The sequence below is a fragment of the Pseudomonas sp. LD120 genome (assembly GCF_009861525.1).
Classification (GTDB): domain Bacteria; phylum Pseudomonadota; class Gammaproteobacteria; order Pseudomonadales; family Pseudomonadaceae; genus Aquipseudomonas.
The window spans coordinates 817,186-834,898 of sequence record NZ_WVHL01000005.1; the positions used below are offsets into that span (position 1 = coordinate 817,186).

Sequence of the window (17,713 nt, forward strand, 5' to 3'; positions counted from 1 at the left end):
GCTGTGCCCGATGGTCACCGAAAGTGGGTAGAATGCGCTTTTTTTCCACCTGCGGGGGTGCGCCTTGCGCGAAATTGTCCTGATAAACATCACCGGCGAAGATCGTCCCGGTCTGACTGCGGCCATTACCGGCGTTTTGGCCCAGGGTGGTGTGAACATTCTCGACATTGGTCAGGCGGTGATCCACGACACCCTGTCGTTCGGCATCCTGGTTGAAATCCCGGGCAACGAGCAAAGCTCGTCGGTGCTCAAGGACATTCTGTTCACCGCCTACAATCTCGATCAGCAAGTCCGCTTCACACCGGTTTCCGAGGCTGATTACCAGCAATGGGTCGGTGGTCAGGGCAAGAAACGCCATATCGTGACCTTGCTGACCCGCAAGGTCACGGCCGAGCAATTGCAGCGGGTGAGTTCGATTACCGCCAAATACGGCCTGAACATCGACCACATCGATCGTCTATCCGGGCGTATGCCGCTGGACATGCCGGCTGATCAGAGCAAGGGATGCATCGAGTTTTCGGTGCGTGGTGAAGCAGCCGATCCGCAGGCCCTGCGAGCGGAGTTCCTGAGCGTCGCCCAGGAGCTGAATGTCGATGTCGCCTTCCAGGAAGACTCGCTGTTCCGTCGCAATCGGCGCCTGGCGGTGTTCGACATGGACTCCACGTTGATCGAGGCCGAGGTCATCGACGAGTTGGCCAAGGCTGCTGGAGTGGGCGATCGGGTCGCGGAAATCACCGAGCGGGCCATGGCCGGCGAGCTGGACTTTCGTGCCAGCTTCAAGGAGCGCCTGGCGTTGCTCAAAGGGCTGGACGTCAATGTGCTGGATGCCATCGGCGCTTCGCTGCGCCTGACCGAGGGTGCCGAAACGTTGTTTGCCGAGCTCAAGCGGCTAGGTTACAAGACGGCGATCCTCTCGGGTGGCTTCACTTATTTTGCCAAGCAGCTGCAAGCCAAACTGGGCATCGACTACGTGTTCGCCAACGAGCTGGAAGTGGTGGATGGCAAGGTCACTGGCGTGGCGGTAGAGCCGATTGTCGATGCTCAACGCAAGGCTGATCTGCTGCGCGAGTTGGCCCACAAGGAAGGTTTGCGCCTGGAACAGACCATCGCGGTGGGTGACGGCGCCAACGACTTGCCGATGCTGGGTATTGCCGGTTTGGGCGTGGCATTTCGCGCCAAACCATTGGTCAAACAGTCGGCCAAGCAGGCGATCTCGACCTTGGGGCTGGATGGCGTGCTCTACCTGCTGGGTTTGCGTGATCGCGACGGGCAGCTCTGAGCGCCAAACGTCTCGGCGAGGTTGAGCTCTCGCCCATAAAAAACGCCGCTGATCAGCGGCGTTTTTGGGTCTTGGATGAACGCATCAGGCTTTAGGCAGGCCCAGTCCCTGACCCACCCGCACCGGCGCGCCGGCTGCCAGCTCTTCAGCCCATTTCACCTGGTCCGGGCCAAACAGCACGATGGCGGTTGAGCCCAATTTGAAGCGACCCATTTCGGCGCCTTTCTCCAAGTGAATCGGGGCCCGGGCGGATTCGTCGTAACGCACGCTCTTGAGTTCGCGCTTGGGAGGGGTTACCAGGCCGGCCCAAACGGTTTCAATCGAGGCGACGATCATTGCGCCGACCAACACCAGTGCCATCGGGCCGCGCTCCGTGTCGAAAATGCACACCACGCGTTCGTTGCGGGCAAACAGTTCGGGCACGTTCTCGGCGGTAGTCTGGTTCACCGAAAAGATCCGCCCTGGTACGTAGACCATTTCTCGCAGGGTGCCGGCCAGGGGCATGTGGACCCGGTGGTAATCCTTGGGTGACAGGTAAATGGTGGCGAAGTCACCGCCCATGAATGGCGCGGCCAGAGCCGGATCACCGCCCAGCAGTTCCAGCACGCTGTAGCTGTGGCCCTTGGCCTGGAACACTCGTCCGTGCTCGATCGGGCCCAGTTGACTGATGGCGCCATCGGCGGGGCTGAGTACCGCGCCAGGCGTCGGGTCCAGAGGCCGTGCGCCGTCTTTCAGGGCCCGGGTGAAGAAGGCGTTGAAGTGCTCGTAGGCCGTCACGTCCTCAACCTGGGCTTCGGACATGTTCACCTGATACTGCTTGGCGAACCAGGAGGTGAAGGCATTCTTGAACCAGCGTACGCGGCACTCGGCAATGCAGCCGGCCAGGCGCGACAGTAGGTGGTGAGGCAGCAGGTACTGGCTGAGGATGAACAAACGCTTTTTCATTAACTGTCCTTAAAAACCTTAAATCTCTACGGGCGTATCGGGATGGTTGCCCCATTCGCCCCAGGAGCCGGCATAGCCTTTGACCCGCGGGTAGCCCAGCGCCTTGGCCACCAGGTAGGTGAAGCCGGAGCGGTGGTGAGTCTGGCAGTGGGTGATCACTTCTTTGTCTTTGCTGATGCCCAGGTCTGCAAGTATCTGGGGCATGTCACGGCGAATACGCAGTTGGTGCGCCTGATCCATGCCGGCGGTCCACTCGAAGTTCACCGCGCCGGGAATGTGTCCGCCTTTGGCGGCCAGGACCTTCTCGCCGGAGTACTCCTGCGGGCTGCGGGCGTCCCAGATGACCAGGTCGGCGGCGCCGAGACGGCTTTGCAGGTATTCGCGGGTCGCGGTGGGTTCGTCGTGCAGGGTCAGTGGCACTGGGCCGCCTGCCGAGGCCGGGACTTCGGTGGACACTGGCAGGCTTTGTGCCAGCCAGGCCGGTAAGCCGCCGTCCAGGTAGTGATAGCGATGGTGGCCGATCACGTCCAGCAGCCAGATGAAGCGTCCGGCCCAGCCGCCGCCTTCGTCGTCATAGACCACGTAAACCGCGTCCGGGTTGTGCCCCAGTTCGCCGAACAGCGCTTCAAGGGCTGCCTTTGGTGGCAGCAGCCCGGGGGCTGGAGGCTGGCCGAGCTGAGTGCGTTTGGGGTCGACGAAACGTGCCCCGGGAATATGCCCAGTGGCGTAGCGGACGGCGCTGGTCAGGTCGACCAGAATCAGTTCGCGGGCGTCGAGGCGGGTGAGCAGGTCGCTCGCTTCGATGACCAGCGGCAAGCCAGAGAAGTCAGGCATGTCAGGTTCCCGGGGCGCAAATTGAGGGATTGTAGCGCAAGCGTCATGGGCTGCGGTTGGTAAAGCTGTGCAAGGCTTTTTCGATGCACTGAGCGGTCTTGCCGAAGGCCTGGACACTGGTCTCCGAGAACGGCACGCCGCCCTGATCGGCCAGCACCAGCATCATTACCCGACCGTTGCACGACAGGGAGCGGATTAGCAGATGCTCCCCCCGAAATAGCAGGCGCAACGTATTTGGCAAGTGGGCGGAAAATTGCCGATTGTTGGCCGGCGTCAGGCGCACCTGGGTGGACTTTTCCAGCAGGCGTTGTAGCACCGAGCTCTGCTTGGTGTGCAGGGTCAGGCTGGCGGCCTCCCTGGGTAAGCCGTAAGTCTGTTGCACCTGCAGGTGGCTCAGGGTGCGATCGACCATCAGCAGTAGCACGCGATGCATGCCGCAGGCGACCAAAGCGTCTCGGGCAAAGCTTGTGAGGTGGACGGCGTTGGTAAAGGGGCTGGGGTCCAGTAGCAATTGGCCGCAGAGCTTGCGCCATTTGGCCAGTTCCTCGGCTGTCGGTGCCGGAGCCGGTTGTTCGCCCTTATGCAGGCGTCGCGCATTCCAGGGCCAGAGCAGGGCCTGGGCCGGATGCCAGAGGTCGGGCTGGCTATCGTTGCGCGCGCTGGTGGCAGCCTGTTGGTGCAACTGTTGCTGGACTTGGGCGAGCGGTACTTGCAGGTACAGGCTGGTGAGGTTCTGCCAGCGTTGGCCGTGTGGGTTGTTCCAGGAATACTGCGCCGCCAGGGCCAGTCCATTTGCCAGCAGCACGCAGTTGGCAGGCTGGTTCAGCCAGCGCTGCAGGTCGGGATCGTCGTCCAGGCGTTGTTGCTGGTGCAGCGGGCTATCACTTTCACGGGCGATCAGCATGACCTTGGCCAATTGACGCCGTTCGCGGGTCAGCAGGCGATATCCTTGCTGCACCCAAATTGGCAGATGCCAGGTTTGCACCAGGGCTTGGCACAGCTCCATCAGCCGAACGCCGAATAGCTGCATCTCGACCTTGCGTGCTGACTCATGCTTATAGATGACGCGCAACTCCCACTCTTCCACAAGCTTGGGATAGACCAAGGCCATGGCCCACAGCGGCGAGAGAAACAGCAGGCTGCCCCAGTGGATGTCTTGCCACAGTCGTGCCAGTCGCCCGGCAAAAAAACCGTTGGCTTGCTGGCTGGCGTGCTGGCTGATCAGTTGCAATTGCCGAAGGGGCTGGGGAATCTGCGCTTCAGGCAGGGTCGGCAGTTGCTCGAGCAACTCCTCGGTGCGCTTGAGGCCTAGTCGATTGACGGCGACCTCCAGATTCTCCGCAGGTTCGCTCATGCTGCCGTGGGTATACCGATTGGCTTCGCGGATTACGCTCAGCGCCAACGCCGGACTGTTTTGCATCAGATCGGCGATATCGCGCAGCGAGCTGCGATTGTTGGCAATGGCTTTGCAAACGCGGTCATGGCTGGCTTGCGGTACTGGCAAGCGCACACCATTGAGCAGCTTTACCCAAGCCTCGAGAGAGGTCGGAGTGGAATGTGGGACGTTGGTTTCATTAGGCATGGTCGGGCGTAATCATCGTCTGCTGTGAACACGCCCTGGACGGGCCAAACTGGCTTTTCACCTTAACTGGCTATAGTCTGGCGCAGTTTTGCCGATAAGTAGAAGAAGAGTTTTAAGAACTTCCGAATATGACCTTGAACCCGACTCAATAAGTACTCTCCTACCTATGGCTAAAATAATCGGCATCATCGTCGTATTCGCGAGCGTGCTCGGCGGATACGTACTCTCTCACGGTAAAATCGCCGCACTGATCCAACCTTTCGAGGTTTTGATCATTGGCGGTGCGGCTTTCGGTGCATTCCTTCAAGCCAACCCCGGCTATATGACGATGCATGTCATCAAGAAGTCGTTGGGTATGTTCGGTTCGCGCTTCACTCACACCTTCTATTTGGAAGTACTGGGCCTGATCTACGAGATCCTCAACAAAAGTCGTCGCGAAGGCATGATGGCCATTGAGGGTGACATTGAGGACGCAGCGGCCAGTCCGATTTTCGCCAAGTATCCTGCGGTGCTCAAAGATGAGCGCATGACCGCTTTTGTCTGCGACTACCTGCGCATCATGTCCTCCGGCAATATGGCTCCTCACGAGTTGGAAGGGTTGTTCGACATGGAGCTGTTCAGTCTCAAGGAAGACCTTGAGCATCCCTCCCATGCCGTCACCGGGATCGCCGATGGCATGCCCGGTTTCGGTATCGTGGCAGCGGTACTGGGGATCGTGGTGACGATGGCGTCCCTGGGAGATGGCGACCAGGCTTCCATTGGCCTGCACGTAGGTGCAGCCTTGGTGGGGACCTTCTTCGGTATCCTCGCGGCCTACGGTTTCTTTGGTCCGCTGGCCACTTCCCTGGCGCACGATGCGAAGGAAGAGTTGAACGTCTACGAGGCCATCAAAGCGTCGTTGGTGGCTTCTGCTTCCGGCGTGCCGCCATCGCTGGCCGTGGAGTTCGGACGTAAAGTGCTGTACCCGGCGCACCGTCCTAGCTTCGCCGAGCTGGAACAAGCGGTTCGCGGTCGCTAAGCCATGGAAAATAATCAGCCGATTATCATCAAGCGCGTCAAGCGCTTTGCGGGTGGGCATCACGGGGGCGCTTGGAAAATCGCTTTCGCTGACTTCGCCACAGCGATGATGGCGTTCTTCCTGGTGCTGTGGCTTTTGTCCACGGCAACCCCGGAACAGAAAATCGCCATCGCCGGTTACTTCAAGGACCCCATCGGCTTCTCGGAAAGTGGTACGCCCTACATCATTGACCTGGGCGGCTCCCCTGAGTTGGCGCCAGATACCACCCTCAACCCCGAGATCAAGTCACAGCCGCAGCCCGATAAGGTCACCGTGGATACTGATCAGGTAGAAGGCATGGCCGAGCAGGTCGAGCGTCAGCGGCTTGAATTGCTGTTGCAAGAGCTGCAGAACAAAGTCGAAGAGAATCCGGAGCTGCAGAAGTTCAAGGACCAGATCCTGTTCGAAATCACTCCGGATGGCCTGCGGATTCAGATCATGGATGCCGAGAATCGGCCGATGTTCGACTCCGGCAGTGCGCGCTTGAAGCCGTACTTCGAAGACATCCTGTTGGCCATGGCCGACACCATCAAGGCGGTACCGAACAAGATCAGTATCAGCGGTCATACCGATGCCAAGCCCTATTCGGGTGGCGGCGACTTCGGCAACTGGGAGCTGTCCGCCAACCGTGCCAACGCTGCGCGTCGGGCGCTGGTGGCCGGTGGGTATCCTGATCCGCAAGTGGCGCGGGTGGTAGGTTTCGCCTCGTCGGCACTGTTCGATCGCAAGGATCCGTTCAATCCGGTCAACCGGCGGATCGATATCGTGGTGCTGACCCGCAAGGCACAGCGCTCCATTGAAGGTGAACAGACTGATCCGAGCGCTCCGGCGCCCAGCCAGGGTGACGGTGCGCCAGGTGAGGTGCCGGGCGCGGCGGCTGACCCGAATGCCTTGCCGCCGGGCAGCGAACCGCTGCCCGCCCATGAGGTGCGCCAGCGCATGAATATCTTCGAAGATGGCGTATTGAAGATGGATGAGCAGGGGGCTGCTGCCCAGGGGCCCAAACCGGCTCCGGCTCCAGCTGCACCGGCCCCACAGCCGGTGGCACCAGGAAACGTCAGGTGACAAACAACAAGGCCGCGAAGATCGCGGCCTTGTTGTTTCTACGCTGTCAGCTTTTCAGCGATAGGCTTTAGTAGCTGCTATCGGGCAGACTGGCGAGGATCGAGCGGTAGCTGTTCATCCGTTGTTGCTGGATGCGCCCGTCCTCCAGGGCCTTGAGCAGTGCGCAGCCTGGTTCGCGATCATGTTTGCAGTCGCGGAAGCGGCAGGTGCCTAGCAGGTCGTTGAATTCGATGAAACCGGCTTCGACATCGGCCCGGCTGACATGGCCCAGGCCGAATTCTCGAATGCCGGGGGAATCGATCAGCTCGCCGCCGCCGGGGAAGTGGAACAGGCGCGCGGTGGTGGTGGTATGGGTGCCCTGTCCGGAAAACTCCGACAACGGCCCGACCCGGGTTTCGACTTCCGGCAGTAGGCTGTTGACCAGGGACGACTTACCCACCCCTGACTGACCCACAAACACACTGATGCGCCCGTCCAGTAGGGCTTGCAGTTGCTCCATACCGTCGCCGTGGTGCGCCGAGACTTCCAGCAGCGGATAACCCAGCTGGCGATAGACCATCAGCAAGGCGTTGAGCGCCGGGGCGTTCTGTTCGTCGATCAGATCGGCCTTGTTCAGTAGCAGTAGCGGGCGAATGCCGGCGTGCTCGGCAGCCACCAGGTAGCGGTCGATGAGGTTGGCGTGGGGTTCTGGCATGGGCGCGAACACGATCACGATCATGTCGACGTTGGCAGCCACCGGTTTGAGCTGACCGCGGCTGTCCGGGCGGCATAGCTCGGTACTGCGCGGCAGTTGCGCGACGATCACCCCGATGCCTTGATTGCCGGCGCGCCAGACCACCTGGTCGCCGGTCACCAGGGCTGGCAGATTGGCGCGCAAGTAGCAGCGGAACACCTGGCCGGCCAGTTCGCCTTCGCGGGCCTCGACCTCGACTTGCACGCCGAAGTGAGCGATGACCAGGCCCGTTTGTTCGGGGCCCAGGTCGCCCCCTTCTAGCGCCTCTACGGCGGAAGACTCGCGTTTGGCGGCGCGGGCAGCGCGCTCACCCTGAATCTTTTCGATGCGCCAGTTTTGGCGACGATTGAGCTGGCGTTTGGCCATTGGTGTTCCGTGTCGATAATTACGGCGGTTGGGTAAAACGGCCGCGAGTTTAGCACGCCGGGCAGGCCCTCTAGGCTAAACTGCGCAACTACGCCGAGGAGCCCACCCATGCAAAACCCACAGAACCTGATTTGGATCGACCTGGAAATGACCGGTCTGAACCCTGACACCGACGTCATCATCGAGATGGCGACCATTGTCACCGACAGCAACCTCAACACCTTGGCAGAAGGACCGGTTATTGCCATTCACCAGAGCGACGAGATTCTGGCAGGCATGGACGAGTGGAACACCCGCCAGCATGGCGGTTCCGGCCTGACCCAGCGCGTGCGTGAAAGCCGCATCAGCATGGCCGAAGCTGAAGCCCAGACCATTGCTTTCCTGGAGCAGTGGGTGCCCAAGGGCAAGTCGCCGATCTGTGGTAACAGCATCTGCCAGGACCGACGCTTCCTCTATCGCCACATGAAAACCCTGGAGAGTTACTTCCACTATCGCAACCTGGATGTCTCGACCCTGAAGGAGCTGGCTGCTCGTTGGGCGCCCGATGTGCGTGACAGCTTCAAGAAGGGCAGCACCCACTTGGCCCTGGACGACATTCGCGAGTCCATTGCCGAGCTGCAGCACTACCGCAAGCACTTCATCAAGTTCTGATCCATCGCTGCCGGCTTGTCGGCGAGAGGGCGCGACGGAATCACCGCGCCCGTTGCTGCCCTCTTTTGGTGCCCGCTTCAACTGAGTAGACTGCGCGCCTTCTCGTAAGGACCGCCATCATGCTGTTGATGCTTTATCTGATTGCCATTACCGCCGAGGCCATGACCGGCGCCCTGTCTGCCGGCCGTCGCGGCATGGACTGGTTTGGGGTGGTGCTGATCGCCTGCGTCACCGCATTGGGCGGCGGCTCGGTCCGCGACATGTTGCTGGGTCACTATCCGCTCACCTGGGTCAAGCACCCGGAATATCTGGTGCTGACTTCGGTCGCGGCTCTGGTGACGATCTTTATCGCGCCCTTGATGCGCCATCTGCGTTCGCTGTTTCTGGTACTCGACGCTGTAGGACTGGTGGCCTTTACCCTGATCGGCTGCATGACCGCCCTGGAAATGGGCCATGGCATGCTAGTGGCTTCGGTCAGTGGGGTGATTACCGGGGTCTTTGGCGGCATCCTCCGGGATATCTTCTGCAACGACATTCCGCTGATCTTCCGTCGTGAACTGTATGCCAGCGTCTCCTTCGCCGCCGCCTGGTGTTACATGCTGTGCATCTACCTGCAGTTGCCCAGCGAACAGTCGATTCTGGTCACCCTGTTTGGCGGCTTCTTGCTACGCCTGCTGGCTATCCGCTTTCACTGGGAAATGCCCAAGTTCGTCTATAACGACGAACACTAACGGCTGGCGTGCTGGGCCAGGGCCCACCGCACGTGCTCGCGCACCAGTTCCGAGGGGTCATTCTCGCGGGCCTTGAGGGCTTCCAGTACCGGAATGCTCGAGGGTGCGTTACCCAGGCCCACTGCCAGATTGCGCAGCCAGCGTTCGTACCCCGCACGACGTAGGGGGGAGCCTTCGGTGTTGCTGAGGAACCGATCTTCGTCCCACAGGAACAGCTCCGCCAGCTCGGCATTGTCCAGGTTGTGCCGGGGCTTGAAGTCGCCTTCTGCCGAGGGCCGGGCGAAGCGATTCCAGGGACAGATAATTTGACAATCGTCGCAGCCGAACACCCGGTTGCCGATCAGTGGCCGCAGGTCTTCGGGGATGGCGTTTTTCAATTCGATGGTCAGGTACGAGATGCAGCGTCGCGCATCCAGTACGTAAGGGCCGACGAACGCATTGGTTGGGCAGATGTCCAGGCACGCGGTGCAGCGTCCGCAGTGTTCGGTGGCATGGGGGGCGTCCACTGGCAGCGGCAGGTCGACGAACAGCTCGCTGAGGAAGAAGTAGCTGCCAGCCTTGCGATTGAGCACCAGAGTGTTCTTGCCAATCCAGCCGAGCCCGGCCTGTTCGGCGATGGCTTTTTCCAATACCGGGGCGCTATCGACGAAGGCGCGGTAGCCAAAGGGGCCGATGGCCTGTTGGATGCGCTCAGCCAGTCGTTGTACGCGTTTGCGGATCAATTTGTGATAGTCGCGCCCCAGTGCGTAGCGCGAGACATAGGCTTTGGACGGCTCGGCCAGACGCTGGGCCATTTGGGTGTCGCCGGGCAGGTAGTCCATGCGCAGCGAAACCACCCGCAGGGTGCCGGGCACCAGTTGTTCGGGATGGGAGCGCTTGCTGCCGTGGGCCCCCATGTAGTCCATCTCGCCGTGGTAGCCGGCGGCGAGCCAGCGCTCCAGGTGCTGCTCATGCTCGGCCAGGTCCAAGCCGCTGATACCAACTTGTTGAAAGCCCAGTTCGCGGCCCCAGTTCTTGATCGATTGGGCGAGAGCGGGAAGATCCTGGGTAATAGCGGGCATGAGGCGAGAGAAACCGGAGCTGAGGTGCGTATAATTCTGCCAGACATCGGAGCCCTAAGACGCATGCCGCAGACAAAACACTCTTTACCTGACATTCAGTTGCTGCGCGCTGGCCAGTTGCCGCGCCTGAGTGCACGGCCGCAGGATGCCCATAAAGGCCAGTTCGGTCACCTGTTGCTGATTGGTGGCGACCGGGGTTTCGCCGGGGCCGCGTTGTTGAGTGCAGAAAGTGCCTTGCGCAGTGGCGCTGGGCTGGTGTCCCTGGCGACGCGCGGCGAACACGTGGCTGCAGCCGCTGCCCGCTTGCCGGAAGTCATGACCCAGGGCACCCATTCGGCCAATCAACTGATGGGCCTGCTGGGGCGGGCCACGGTGGTAGTGGTCGGCCCCGGTCTGGGCCAGGGGGCATGGGGGCGTAGTCTGCTGTCGGCGGCGGCCAGCGCGCCTTTGCCTCAGGTGTGGGACGCTGATGCCCTGAATCTACTGGCTCAGGGCGACCTGCGGTTGCCTGCCGCCACTGTGATCACGCCCCATCCCGGCGAGGCAGCCCGTTTGCTGGGGGTCCCTGTTGCCGAGATTCAGGGCGATCGTCCGGCAGCCGCTCGTGCCTTGAGTGAAAAATACGCGGCGATAGCCGTTCTCAAAGGCGCCGGCAGTTTGATTGCCAGTCCCGACGGGCGCCTGGCGCGCTGTGATGGCGGGCATCCGGCAATGGCCACTGCGGGGCAGGGGGATGTGCTTGCGGGGTTGATTGGTGCGTTGCTGGCGCAGGGGGTGCCGGCATTCGATGCGGCTTGCCTGGCGGTTTGGTTGCACGCCAGCGCCGGCGAGCGACAAGGAAGCATGGGCCGTGGGCTGGCGGCCAGTGATCTGATTCCAGCCATTCGTCAGTTGCTGGAGGAGCAGTCACCGTGTCTGAGTTAACCCTTTATCTGGCCGACGAGCAGGCCATGGTGGAATTTGGTGCGCGTATTGCTCGGGTCACCCAGGGTGTCGGGGTGATTTTTCTTGAGGGCGACCTGGGAGCGGGCAAAACCACGCTGTCCCGAGGGATTATCCGGGGGTTGGGGCACGCCGGCGCGGTGAAGAGTCCGACCTTTACCCTGGTAGAGCCATACGAAATAGGCTCGATAAGGGCCTTTCACTTCGATCTGTATCGTCTGGTTGATCCGGAAGAGCTGGAGTTTCTGGGCATTCGCGACTATTTCGAAGGCGATGCATTGTGCCTTCTGGAGTGGCCTCAGCGAGGTGCGGGCTTTTTGCCAAAGCCCGACCTGACCATTACCATTACTCCGCATCACGATGGGCGTTCTGTACACCTGTTGTCTCAAGGCTCGCGAGGCGAGTCCTGGTGTGCCGCTTTGGCGTTGGAATTCAAATAATTGATGGGGTTAGGTATGCGCATTCGCGCGTTGGTTGCTGTCGTAGGACTGTTGCTTACGGCATTGGCCGTCGATGCTGTGGCCGCTGCACAGGTTCGCAGCGTGCGCTTGTGGCGGGCACCGGATAACACGCGACTGGTCTTTGATCTGTCCGGCCCGGTTCAGCACAGCGTCTTTACCCTGACGGCCCCGGATCGCCTGGTGATCGATATCAGCGACGCGACCCTCAGCGGTTCGTTGAACGTCGCCACGGCCAATACGCCGATTACTGCGATGCGGTCCGCGCAACGGACCCCCAGTGATCTGCGGGTGGTCGTCGATCTGAAGAAAGCCGTCACGCCGAAAAGCTTTACCCTGACGCCCAACGCTCAGTACGGCAATCGCTTGGTGGTCGACCTGTTCGATAACCCGGCCGACGCCGCGCCGCCAACCGCTCCGGGGCCCACTGTGGCAACGGTCCCGGCGGTGCCGGTGACTCCCGTAAAACCGGCAATCAAACTGCCACCTTCGCCTGCGGGCAAGCGCGACATTATCGTGGTGATCGATGCCGGTCATGGCGGTGAGGACCCGGGGGCTTCCGGCTCCCGTGGCCAGCACGAGAAAGACGTAGTGCTGGCTATCGCCCGCGAGCTGCAGCGCCAGGTCAATGGCCTCAAGGGCTTCCGTGCCGAACTGACCCGCACCGGCGACTACTTTATTCCCTTACGCGGGCGTACCGAAATTGCTCGCAAGAAAGGGGCCGACCTGTTCGTCTCGATCCACGCCGATGCTGCTCCTTCGGCTGCCGCTTTCGGGGCTTCGGTATTTGCCTTGTCCGAGCGTGGTGCTACTTCCGAAACCGCCCGTTGGCTGGCGGACAGTGAAAACCGTTCCGACCTGATCGGGGGGGCTGGTAACGTCAGTCTCGATGACAAAGACCGGATGCTGGCCGGGGTGTTGCTGGATCTGTCGATGACGGCGTCCCTGACGTCCAGCTTGAATGTCGGGCAAAAAGTTTTGAACAACATTGGCCGAGTCACACCGCTGCACAAGCAGCGAGTCGAGCAGGCCGGGTTCATGGTGCTCAAGTCGCCGGATATTCCGTCAATCCTGGTGGAAACCGGTTTTATCTCCAACTCCAAAGAAGCCTCAAAGCTGGCTACCGCCAGTCACCAACAAGCGCTGGCTCGCTCAATCAGCAGCGGCGTGCGGCAGTTCTTTCAGCAAAACCCACCCCCTGGCACTTACATCGCCTGGCTGCGAGATTCCGGAAAAATCGCCCAAGGGCCGCGTGATCATCGGGTTAATCCTGGGGAAACGCTGGCCATGATCGCGGTGCGCTACCAGGTCTCGACGGCGGCGCTGCGCAGCATCAACCATCTGAAAAGCGATGGTTTGAAAGTGGGGCAGGTCCTGAGTATCCCCAGCACAGAATTGGCGGCCAAGGAATGAGTGAGTCGTTAATCAGCCGCGCCCGTATCGAGCTGCTCACCCCACGACTGGCTAACCAGATTGCCGCCGGTGAGGTGGTTGAGCGGCCAGCTTCGGTGATCAAGGAACTGCTGGAAAATAGCCTGGATTCGGGCGCTAAGCGCATTGATGTGGATGTCGAGCAGGCGGGGGTCAAGTTGCTCCGGGTCCGTGATGACGGCAGTGGTATTTCCTCCGATGATTTGCCGTTGGCCCTGGCGCGTCACGCCACCAGCAAGATCCGTGATCTGGAAGACCTGGAGCGAGTCATGAGCCTGGGGTTTCGGGGGGAAGCGCTGGCTTCCATCAGCTCCGTGGCGCGCCTGACCCTGACTTCCCGTACGCGAGATGCCGATCAGGCGTGGCAGGTGGAAACCGAAGGCCGTGACATGTCGCCGCGGGTGCAGCCGGCGGCGCACCCGGTCGGCACCTCAGTGGAGGTGCGCGATCTGTTCTTCAATACCCCGGCCCGGCGCAAGTTCCTCAAGGCGGAGAAAACCGAATTCGATCACCTGCAAGAAGTGATCAAGCGCCTGGCGCTGGCGCGCTTTGATGTGGCGTTCCATTTACGCCACAACGGCAAGAGCATCCTCAGCCTGCACGAAGCCAAAGACGACGCGGCCCGCGCCCGGCGTGTGGCGGCGGTCTGTGGTTCGGGGTTTCTGGAGCAGGCGCTGCCCATCGAGGTTGAGCGCAATGGTTTGCATCTGTGGGGCTGGGTAGGGTTGCCAACCTTCTCCCGTAGTCAGGCGGACTTGCAGTACTTCTACGTCAATGGCCGTGCGGTACGTGACAAATTGGTCGCGCACGCTGTACGCCAGGCTTATCGCGATGTGCTGTTCAATGGCCGGCATCCGACCTTCGTGTTGTTTTTCGAGGTCGATCCTTCGGTGGTTGACGTCAACGTGCACCCGACCAAGCACGAAGTGCGCTTCCGTGACGGGCGTATGGTGCATGACTTTCTTTATGGCACGTTGCATCGGGCCTTGGGCGATGTGCGTCCCGAGGACCAGTTGGCAGCGCCAGCGGCGGTCGCGGGTATCGTGCGGCCCAGTGGGATTGAAGCCGGGGAGTTCGGCCCTCAGGGTGAAATGCGTCTGGCAGCGAACCTGACCCTGGAACCGACGCAGTCTCAGCCGAACCTGAGTGCGCCAGGGTCGGGGGCTGGCAGCGGATATCAATATCAGTACACCCCGCGGCCACAGCCCGGCTTGCCAGCGGCTGAGGCGCAGGGGGTCTATCGGGAGTTTTTTGCGCCTCTGCCTGAGGCAACCGCCGCGGCCATGCCGGACGGGCAGGGCGATATTCCGCCGCTGGGTTACGCCTTGGCTCAGCTCAAGGGCATCTACATCCTCTCGGAAAACGCCTTGGGCCTGGTACTGGTGGATATGCACGCGGCCCATGAGCGGATCATGTACGAGCGCTTGAAGGTGGCGATGGCCAGCGAGGGCCTGAGCGGGCAGCCGCTGCTGGTGCCAGAGTCAATTGCTGTCAGTCAGCGTGAGGCCGACTGCGCTGAAGAGCACGCCGGTTGGTTCCAGCGCCTGGGCTTTGAACTTCAGCGTTTAGGGCCGGAGTCTTTGGCGATCCGGCAGATTCCGGCGCTGTTGAAACAGGCTGAAGCCAATCGGCTGGTACATGATGTGCTGGCGGACTTGATGGAGTACGGCACCAGCGATCGAATTCAGGCTCATCTGAATGAGTTGCTCGGCACGATGGCCTGTCACGGCGCTATTCGTGCCAACCGGCGTTTGGCTCTGCCGGAGATGAATGCCTTGCTGCGTGATATGGAAAATACCGAACGCAGCGGACAATGCAATCACGGTCGACCGACCTGGACCCAGTTGGGCCTGGACGATCTGGACAAACTCTTTCTGCGTGGCCGTTGATGACTCAGCTTCCTCCAGCGATTTTTCTGATGGGCCCGACCGCTGCGGGCAAAACTGATCTGGCTATCGAGCTGACCAAGGTGTTGCCTTGCGAGCTGATCAGTGTCGACTCGGCCCTGGTGTATCGCGGAATGGATATTGGCACCGCCAAGCCCTCCAAGGAGCTGCTGGCAGCGTTTCCCCATCGTTTGATCGACATTCTCGACCCCGCCGACAGCTATTCGGCGGCGGACTTTCGCACTGACGCCCTGGCGGCCATGGCTGATATCACCGCCAGGGGCAAGATCCCGCTGCTGGTGGGCGGCACCATGCTGTATTACAAGGCGCTGGTCGAAGGCCTGGCGGATATGCCTGCGGCGGACCCTGATGTGCGCGCCGAGCTTGAAGAAGAGGCTCTACGCCTTGGTTGGCAGGCGCTTCATGATCAATTGGCAGCAGTAGACCCGGAGTCCGCGGCCAGGATCCACCCCAATGATCCCCAGCGCCTGACTCGGGCGCTGGAAGTCTATCGGGTCAGTGGCCTGACAATGACCGCGCATCGCCAGCGTCAATTGGCGCAAAGTACTGAAGCAGGCGCATCGGGACGCGGTCAATTGCCCTATACTGTCGCCAATCTGGCCATCGCTCCGGCGAATCGTCAGGTACTGCACCAGCGTATTGCACAAAGATTCACACAAATGTTGGAACAGGGATTCATCGACGAGGTCGTAGCTCTGCGTTCGAGACGTGACCTGCACGCCGGGTTGCCGTCTATACGTGCAGTGGGCTACCGCCAAGTATGGGATTACCTGGATGGCAAGCTGACGTCAGCCGAAATGCAGGAACGGGGCATCATTGCCACGCGCCAATTGGCGAAGCGACAGTTCACCTGGTTACGCAGTTGGGCTGACCTGCAATGGTTGGACAGCCTCGATTGCGACAATCTGCCACGCGCCTTGAAATACTTAGGGACGATCTCCATATTGGGCTGAGTCCCGGCAATTGCCGTCTATCCTTGGGGGTGTGACGGCTTTAAGTCATCTGTTTTTCCAAATTTTATTATTGATCCTTAAAGGAGTGCGGCACATGTCAAAAGGGCATTCGCTACAAGACCCTTACTTGAATACATTGCGTAAAGAAAAAGTTGGGGTTTCCATCTATCTGGTTAACGGGATCAAGCTGCAAGGTACGATCGAGTCCTTCGACCAGTTCGTCATCCTGCTGAAAAACACCGTCAGTCAAATGGTTTACAAGCACGCTATCTCGACAGTGGTTCCGGTTCGTCCAATTCGTCTGCCTAGCGCATCTGAATCCGAACAGGGTGACGCTGAGCCAGGTAACGCCTGATAGGAGTCTCCTTTGTTCTTTGAGCGCCACGGTGGTGGTGAACGGGCCATTCTCGTTCACTTGGATGGTCAGGACCCTGAGGCGCGCGAAGATCCGCAGGAGTTTCAGGAGCTGGCATTATCGGCCGGCGCCGAGACCGTCGCGTTTGTTAGCGTGCCGCGTCATCGGCCAACCGCCAAATACCTGGTTGGCAGTGGCAAGGTCGAGGAGTTGCGCGACCTGGTCAAAGCCGAACAGGTAGATCTGGTGATTTTCAATCACATCCTCACGCCCAGTCAGGAACGTAACCTCGAACGAGTCTTCGAGTGTCGCGTGATTGATCGCACGGGTTTGATTCTCGATATCTTTGCTCAGCGCGCGCGCACTCATGAAGGCAAGCTTCAGGTCGAACTGGCTCAGCTTGAACACATGAGCACGCGATTGGTGCGTGGCTGGACTCACCTTGAGCGCCAGAAAGGCGGCATCGGCCTGCGTGGCCCGGGTGAAACCCAGTTGGAAACTGACCGGCGCCTGCTGCGAGTACGTCTGCGGCAGATCAAGGCACGTCTGGAAAAAGTTCGCAGTCAGCGCGAACAGGCGCGTCGTGGTCGTAAGCGGGCTGATATTCCTTCGGTGTCGCTGGTGGGCTACACCAATGCTGGCAAGTCCACATTGTTCAACTCGGTCACCGAGTCTGACGTTTTCGCTGCCGACCAGCTGTTCGCCACCCTCGACCCAACCTTGCGCCGACTGGAACTTGATGATCTGGGGCCGATCGTGCTGGCGGATACCGTGGGCTTTATTCGTCATCTGCCGCACAAGCTGGTTGAGGCGTTTAGAGCTACGCTCGAAGAGTCGAGCAACTCGGACCTGCTGCTTCATGTGATCGATGCGCATGAGCCTGAGCGCATGGCTCAAATCGAACAAGTGATGGTGGTGCTGGGTGAGATCGGGGCGCAAGACTTGCCGATCCTGGAGGTCTATAACAAACTCGATTTGCTGGAGGGGGTAGAGCCTCAGATCCAGCGTGATCCGGACGGTAAGCCGCAGCGTGTCTGGTTGTCGGCTCGTGATGGTCAGGGACTGGATTTGCTCAAGCAGGCTATCGCAGAGCTGCTGGGCGAGGATTTGTTCGTAGGCACCTTGCGCTTGCCTCAGCGTTTTGCTCGACTGCGTGCACAGTTCTTCCAATTGAATGCAGTGCAGAAAGAAGATCACGATGAAGAAGGTGTCAGTCTACTTGCGGTTCGTCTGCCGCGCGCAGAGTTGAACCGATTGGTCAGTCGCGAAGGTTTGCAACCGTCGGAATTCATCGAGCAACACACTTTGCAATAAAAGCCTGAGCACGCGGTTGTGCCGCTGTAGCAGGCATTCTGTAGCATTG

The 17,713-nt window shown here is 60.4% G+C and carries 17 protein-coding genes; 12 read left to right on the top strand and 5 right to left on the bottom strand.

Going from position 1 to position 17,713, the window contains the following annotated elements:
- Positions 1 to 64 precede the first annotated feature (64 nt).
- A complete protein-coding gene (gene serB, locus PLD_RS17980) occupies positions 65 to 1,279 on the top strand; it encodes a phosphoserine phosphatase SerB (protein ID WP_159895061.1) in 1,215 nt (404 codons plus the stop codon).
- An 84-nt stretch (positions 1,280 to 1,363) separates the two neighbouring features.
- Here the strand turns inward: serB and asd are convergent, their stop codons facing one another.
- The 3 genes from asd to PLD_RS17995 are packed head-to-tail and all read right to left on the bottom strand — an operon-like array spanning position 1,364 to position 4,640.
- Positions 1,364 to 2,224 (bottom strand): archaetidylserine decarboxylase, encoded by an 861-nt coding sequence (gene asd, locus PLD_RS17985; protein ID WP_159895063.1) that lies wholly within the window; start codon positions 2,222 to 2,224, stop codon positions 1,364 to 1,366.
- Between the two features lie 18 nt (positions 2,225 to 2,242).
- The gene (gene rhdA / locus PLD_RS17990; protein WP_159895065.1) at positions 2,243 to 3,058 is read right to left on the bottom strand and encodes a thiosulfate sulfurtransferase; all 816 of its coding nucleotides are present in this window, start codon (positions 3,056 to 3,058) and stop codon (positions 2,243 to 2,245) included.
- A 43-nt stretch (positions 3,059 to 3,101) separates the two neighbouring features.
- Positions 3,102 to 4,640: an HDOD domain-containing protein gene (locus PLD_RS17995; RefSeq protein WP_159895067.1), complete on the bottom strand. Its 1,539-nt coding sequence runs from the start codon at positions 4,638 to 4,640 to the stop codon at positions 3,102 to 3,104.
- Between the two features lie 166 nt (positions 4,641 to 4,806).
- On the opposite strand from PLD_RS17995, the gene motA reads away from it, so the two are divergent.
- Both motA and motB read left to right on the top strand, forming a co-directional pair.
- The gene (gene motA / locus PLD_RS18000) at positions 4,807 to 5,658 is read left to right on the top strand and encodes a flagellar motor stator protein MotA (RefSeq protein ID WP_159895069.1); all 852 of its coding nucleotides are present in this window, start codon (positions 4,807 to 4,809) and stop codon (positions 5,656 to 5,658) included.
- A gap of 3 nt (positions 5,659 to 5,661) precedes the next feature.
- Entirely contained in the window at positions 5,662 to 6,762 is a 1,101-nt protein-coding gene (gene motB, locus PLD_RS18005; protein WP_159895071.1) for a flagellar motor protein MotB, read from the top strand.
- Between the two features lie 67 nt (positions 6,763 to 6,829).
- Here the strand turns inward: motB and rsgA are convergent, their stop codons facing one another.
- Positions 6,830 to 7,861, bottom strand: coding sequence for a small ribosomal subunit biogenesis GTPase RsgA (rsgA, locus tag PLD_RS18010; RefSeq protein ID WP_159895073.1), 1,032 nt, complete (start codon positions 7,859 to 7,861; stop codon positions 6,830 to 6,832).
- A 108-nt stretch (positions 7,862 to 7,969) separates the two neighbouring features.
- Here rsgA and orn point away from each other — a divergent pair, with 108 nt between their 5' ends.
- A complete protein-coding gene (orn, locus tag PLD_RS18015) occupies positions 7,970 to 8,512 on the top strand; it encodes an oligoribonuclease (RefSeq protein WP_092319071.1) in 543 nt (180 codons plus the stop codon).
- A 116-nt stretch (positions 8,513 to 8,628) separates the two neighbouring features.
- Positions 8,629 to 9,243 carry a trimeric intracellular cation channel family protein gene (locus PLD_RS18020; RefSeq protein WP_178116231.1) on the top strand — a complete coding sequence of 205 codons (615 nt, stop codon included), beginning with the start codon at positions 8,629 to 8,631 and terminating at the stop codon, positions 9,241 to 9,243.
- Here the strand turns inward: PLD_RS18020 and queG are convergent.
- A complete protein-coding gene (queG, locus tag PLD_RS18025; RefSeq protein ID WP_159895075.1) occupies positions 9,240 to 10,304 on the bottom strand; it encodes a tRNA epoxyqueuosine(34) reductase QueG in 1,065 nt (354 codons plus the stop codon). The genes PLD_RS18020 and queG overlap by 4 nt on opposite strands.
- A gap of 63 nt (positions 10,305 to 10,367) precedes the next feature.
- On the opposite strand from queG, the gene PLD_RS18030 reads away from it, so the two are divergent.
- The 7 genes from PLD_RS18030 (at position 10,368) to hflX (ending at position 17,664) form a co-directional block, all read left to right on the top strand.
- Entirely contained in the window at positions 10,368 to 11,228 is an 861-nt protein-coding gene (locus PLD_RS18030; protein ID WP_159895077.1) for an NAD(P)H-hydrate dehydratase, read from the top strand.
- Positions 11,216 to 11,686: a tRNA (adenosine(37)-N6)-threonylcarbamoyltransferase complex ATPase subunit type 1 TsaE gene (gene tsaE / locus PLD_RS18035; protein ID WP_159895079.1), complete on the top strand. Its 471-nt coding sequence runs from the start codon at positions 11,216 to 11,218 to the stop codon at positions 11,684 to 11,686. Before PLD_RS18030 ends, tsaE begins: the two co-directional genes overlap by 13 nt.
- Positions 11,687 to 11,689: 3 nt before the next feature.
- A complete protein-coding gene (locus PLD_RS18040) occupies positions 11,690 to 13,117 on the top strand; it encodes an N-acetylmuramoyl-L-alanine amidase (protein WP_218575864.1) in 1,428 nt (475 codons plus the stop codon).
- Positions 13,114 to 15,024: a DNA mismatch repair endonuclease MutL gene (gene mutL / locus PLD_RS18045; protein WP_159895083.1), complete on the top strand. Its 1,911-nt coding sequence runs from the start codon at positions 13,114 to 13,116 to the stop codon at positions 15,022 to 15,024. Before PLD_RS18040 ends, mutL begins: the two co-directional genes overlap by 4 nt.
- Positions 15,024 to 15,995, top strand: coding sequence for a tRNA (adenosine(37)-N6)-dimethylallyltransferase MiaA (gene miaA / locus PLD_RS18050; RefSeq protein ID WP_159895085.1), 972 nt, complete (start codon positions 15,024 to 15,026; stop codon positions 15,993 to 15,995). The genes mutL and miaA overlap by 1 nt, the downstream gene beginning before the upstream one ends.
- Positions 15,996 to 16,089: 94 nt before the next feature.
- Positions 16,090 to 16,350: an RNA chaperone Hfq gene (gene hfq, locus PLD_RS18055; protein ID WP_007921378.1), complete on the top strand. Its 261-nt coding sequence runs from the start codon at positions 16,090 to 16,092 to the stop codon at positions 16,348 to 16,350.
- Positions 16,351 to 16,362: 12 nt separating this feature from the next.
- Positions 16,363 to 17,664 carry a ribosome rescue GTPase HflX gene (gene hflX / locus PLD_RS18060; protein ID WP_159895087.1) on the top strand — a complete coding sequence of 434 codons (1,302 nt, stop codon included), beginning with the start codon at positions 16,363 to 16,365 and terminating at the stop codon, positions 17,662 to 17,664.
- Positions 17,665 to 17,713: the final 49 nt, after the last annotated feature.

Coding starts and splice junctions, on each gene's coding strand:
- asd (WP_159895063.1), bottom strand. CDS start 2,224: ATGAAAAAGCGTTTGTTCATCCTCAGCCAGTACCTGCTGCCTCACCAC.
- PLD_RS18030 (WP_159895077.1), top strand. CDS start 10,368: ATGCCGCAGACAAAACACTCTTTACCTGACATTCAGTTGCTGCGCGCT.
- rhdA (WP_159895065.1), bottom strand. CDS start 3,058: ATGCCTGACTTCTCTGGCTTGCCGCTGGTCATCGAAGCGAGCGACCTG.
- mutL (WP_159895083.1), top strand. CDS start 13,114: ATGAGTGAGTCGTTAATCAGCCGCGCCCGTATCGAGCTGCTCACCCCA.
- motB (WP_159895071.1), top strand. CDS start 5,662: ATGGAAAATAATCAGCCGATTATCATCAAGCGCGTCAAGCGCTTTGCG.
- queG (WP_159895075.1), bottom strand. CDS start 10,304: ATGCCCGCTATTACCCAGGATCTTCCCGCTCTCGCCCAATCGATCAAG.
- PLD_RS18040 (WP_218575864.1), top strand. CDS start 11,690: ATGGGGTTAGGTATGCGCATTCGCGCGTTGGTTGCTGTCGTAGGACTG.
- rsgA (WP_159895073.1), bottom strand. CDS start 7,861: ATGGCCAAACGCCAGCTCAATCGTCGCCAAAACTGGCGCATCGAAAAG.
- miaA (WP_159895085.1), top strand. CDS start 15,024: ATGACTCAGCTTCCTCCAGCGATTTTTCTGATGGGCCCGACCGCTGCG.
- hfq (WP_007921378.1), top strand. CDS start 16,090: ATGTCAAAAGGGCATTCGCTACAAGACCCTTACTTGAATACATTGCGT.
- motA (WP_159895069.1), top strand. CDS start 4,807: ATGGCTAAAATAATCGGCATCATCGTCGTATTCGCGAGCGTGCTCGGC.
- PLD_RS17995 (WP_159895067.1), bottom strand. CDS start 4,640: ATGCCTAATGAAACCAACGTCCCACATTCCACTCCGACCTCTCTCGAG.
- orn (WP_092319071.1), top strand. CDS start 7,970: ATGCAAAACCCACAGAACCTGATTTGGATCGACCTGGAAATGACCGGT.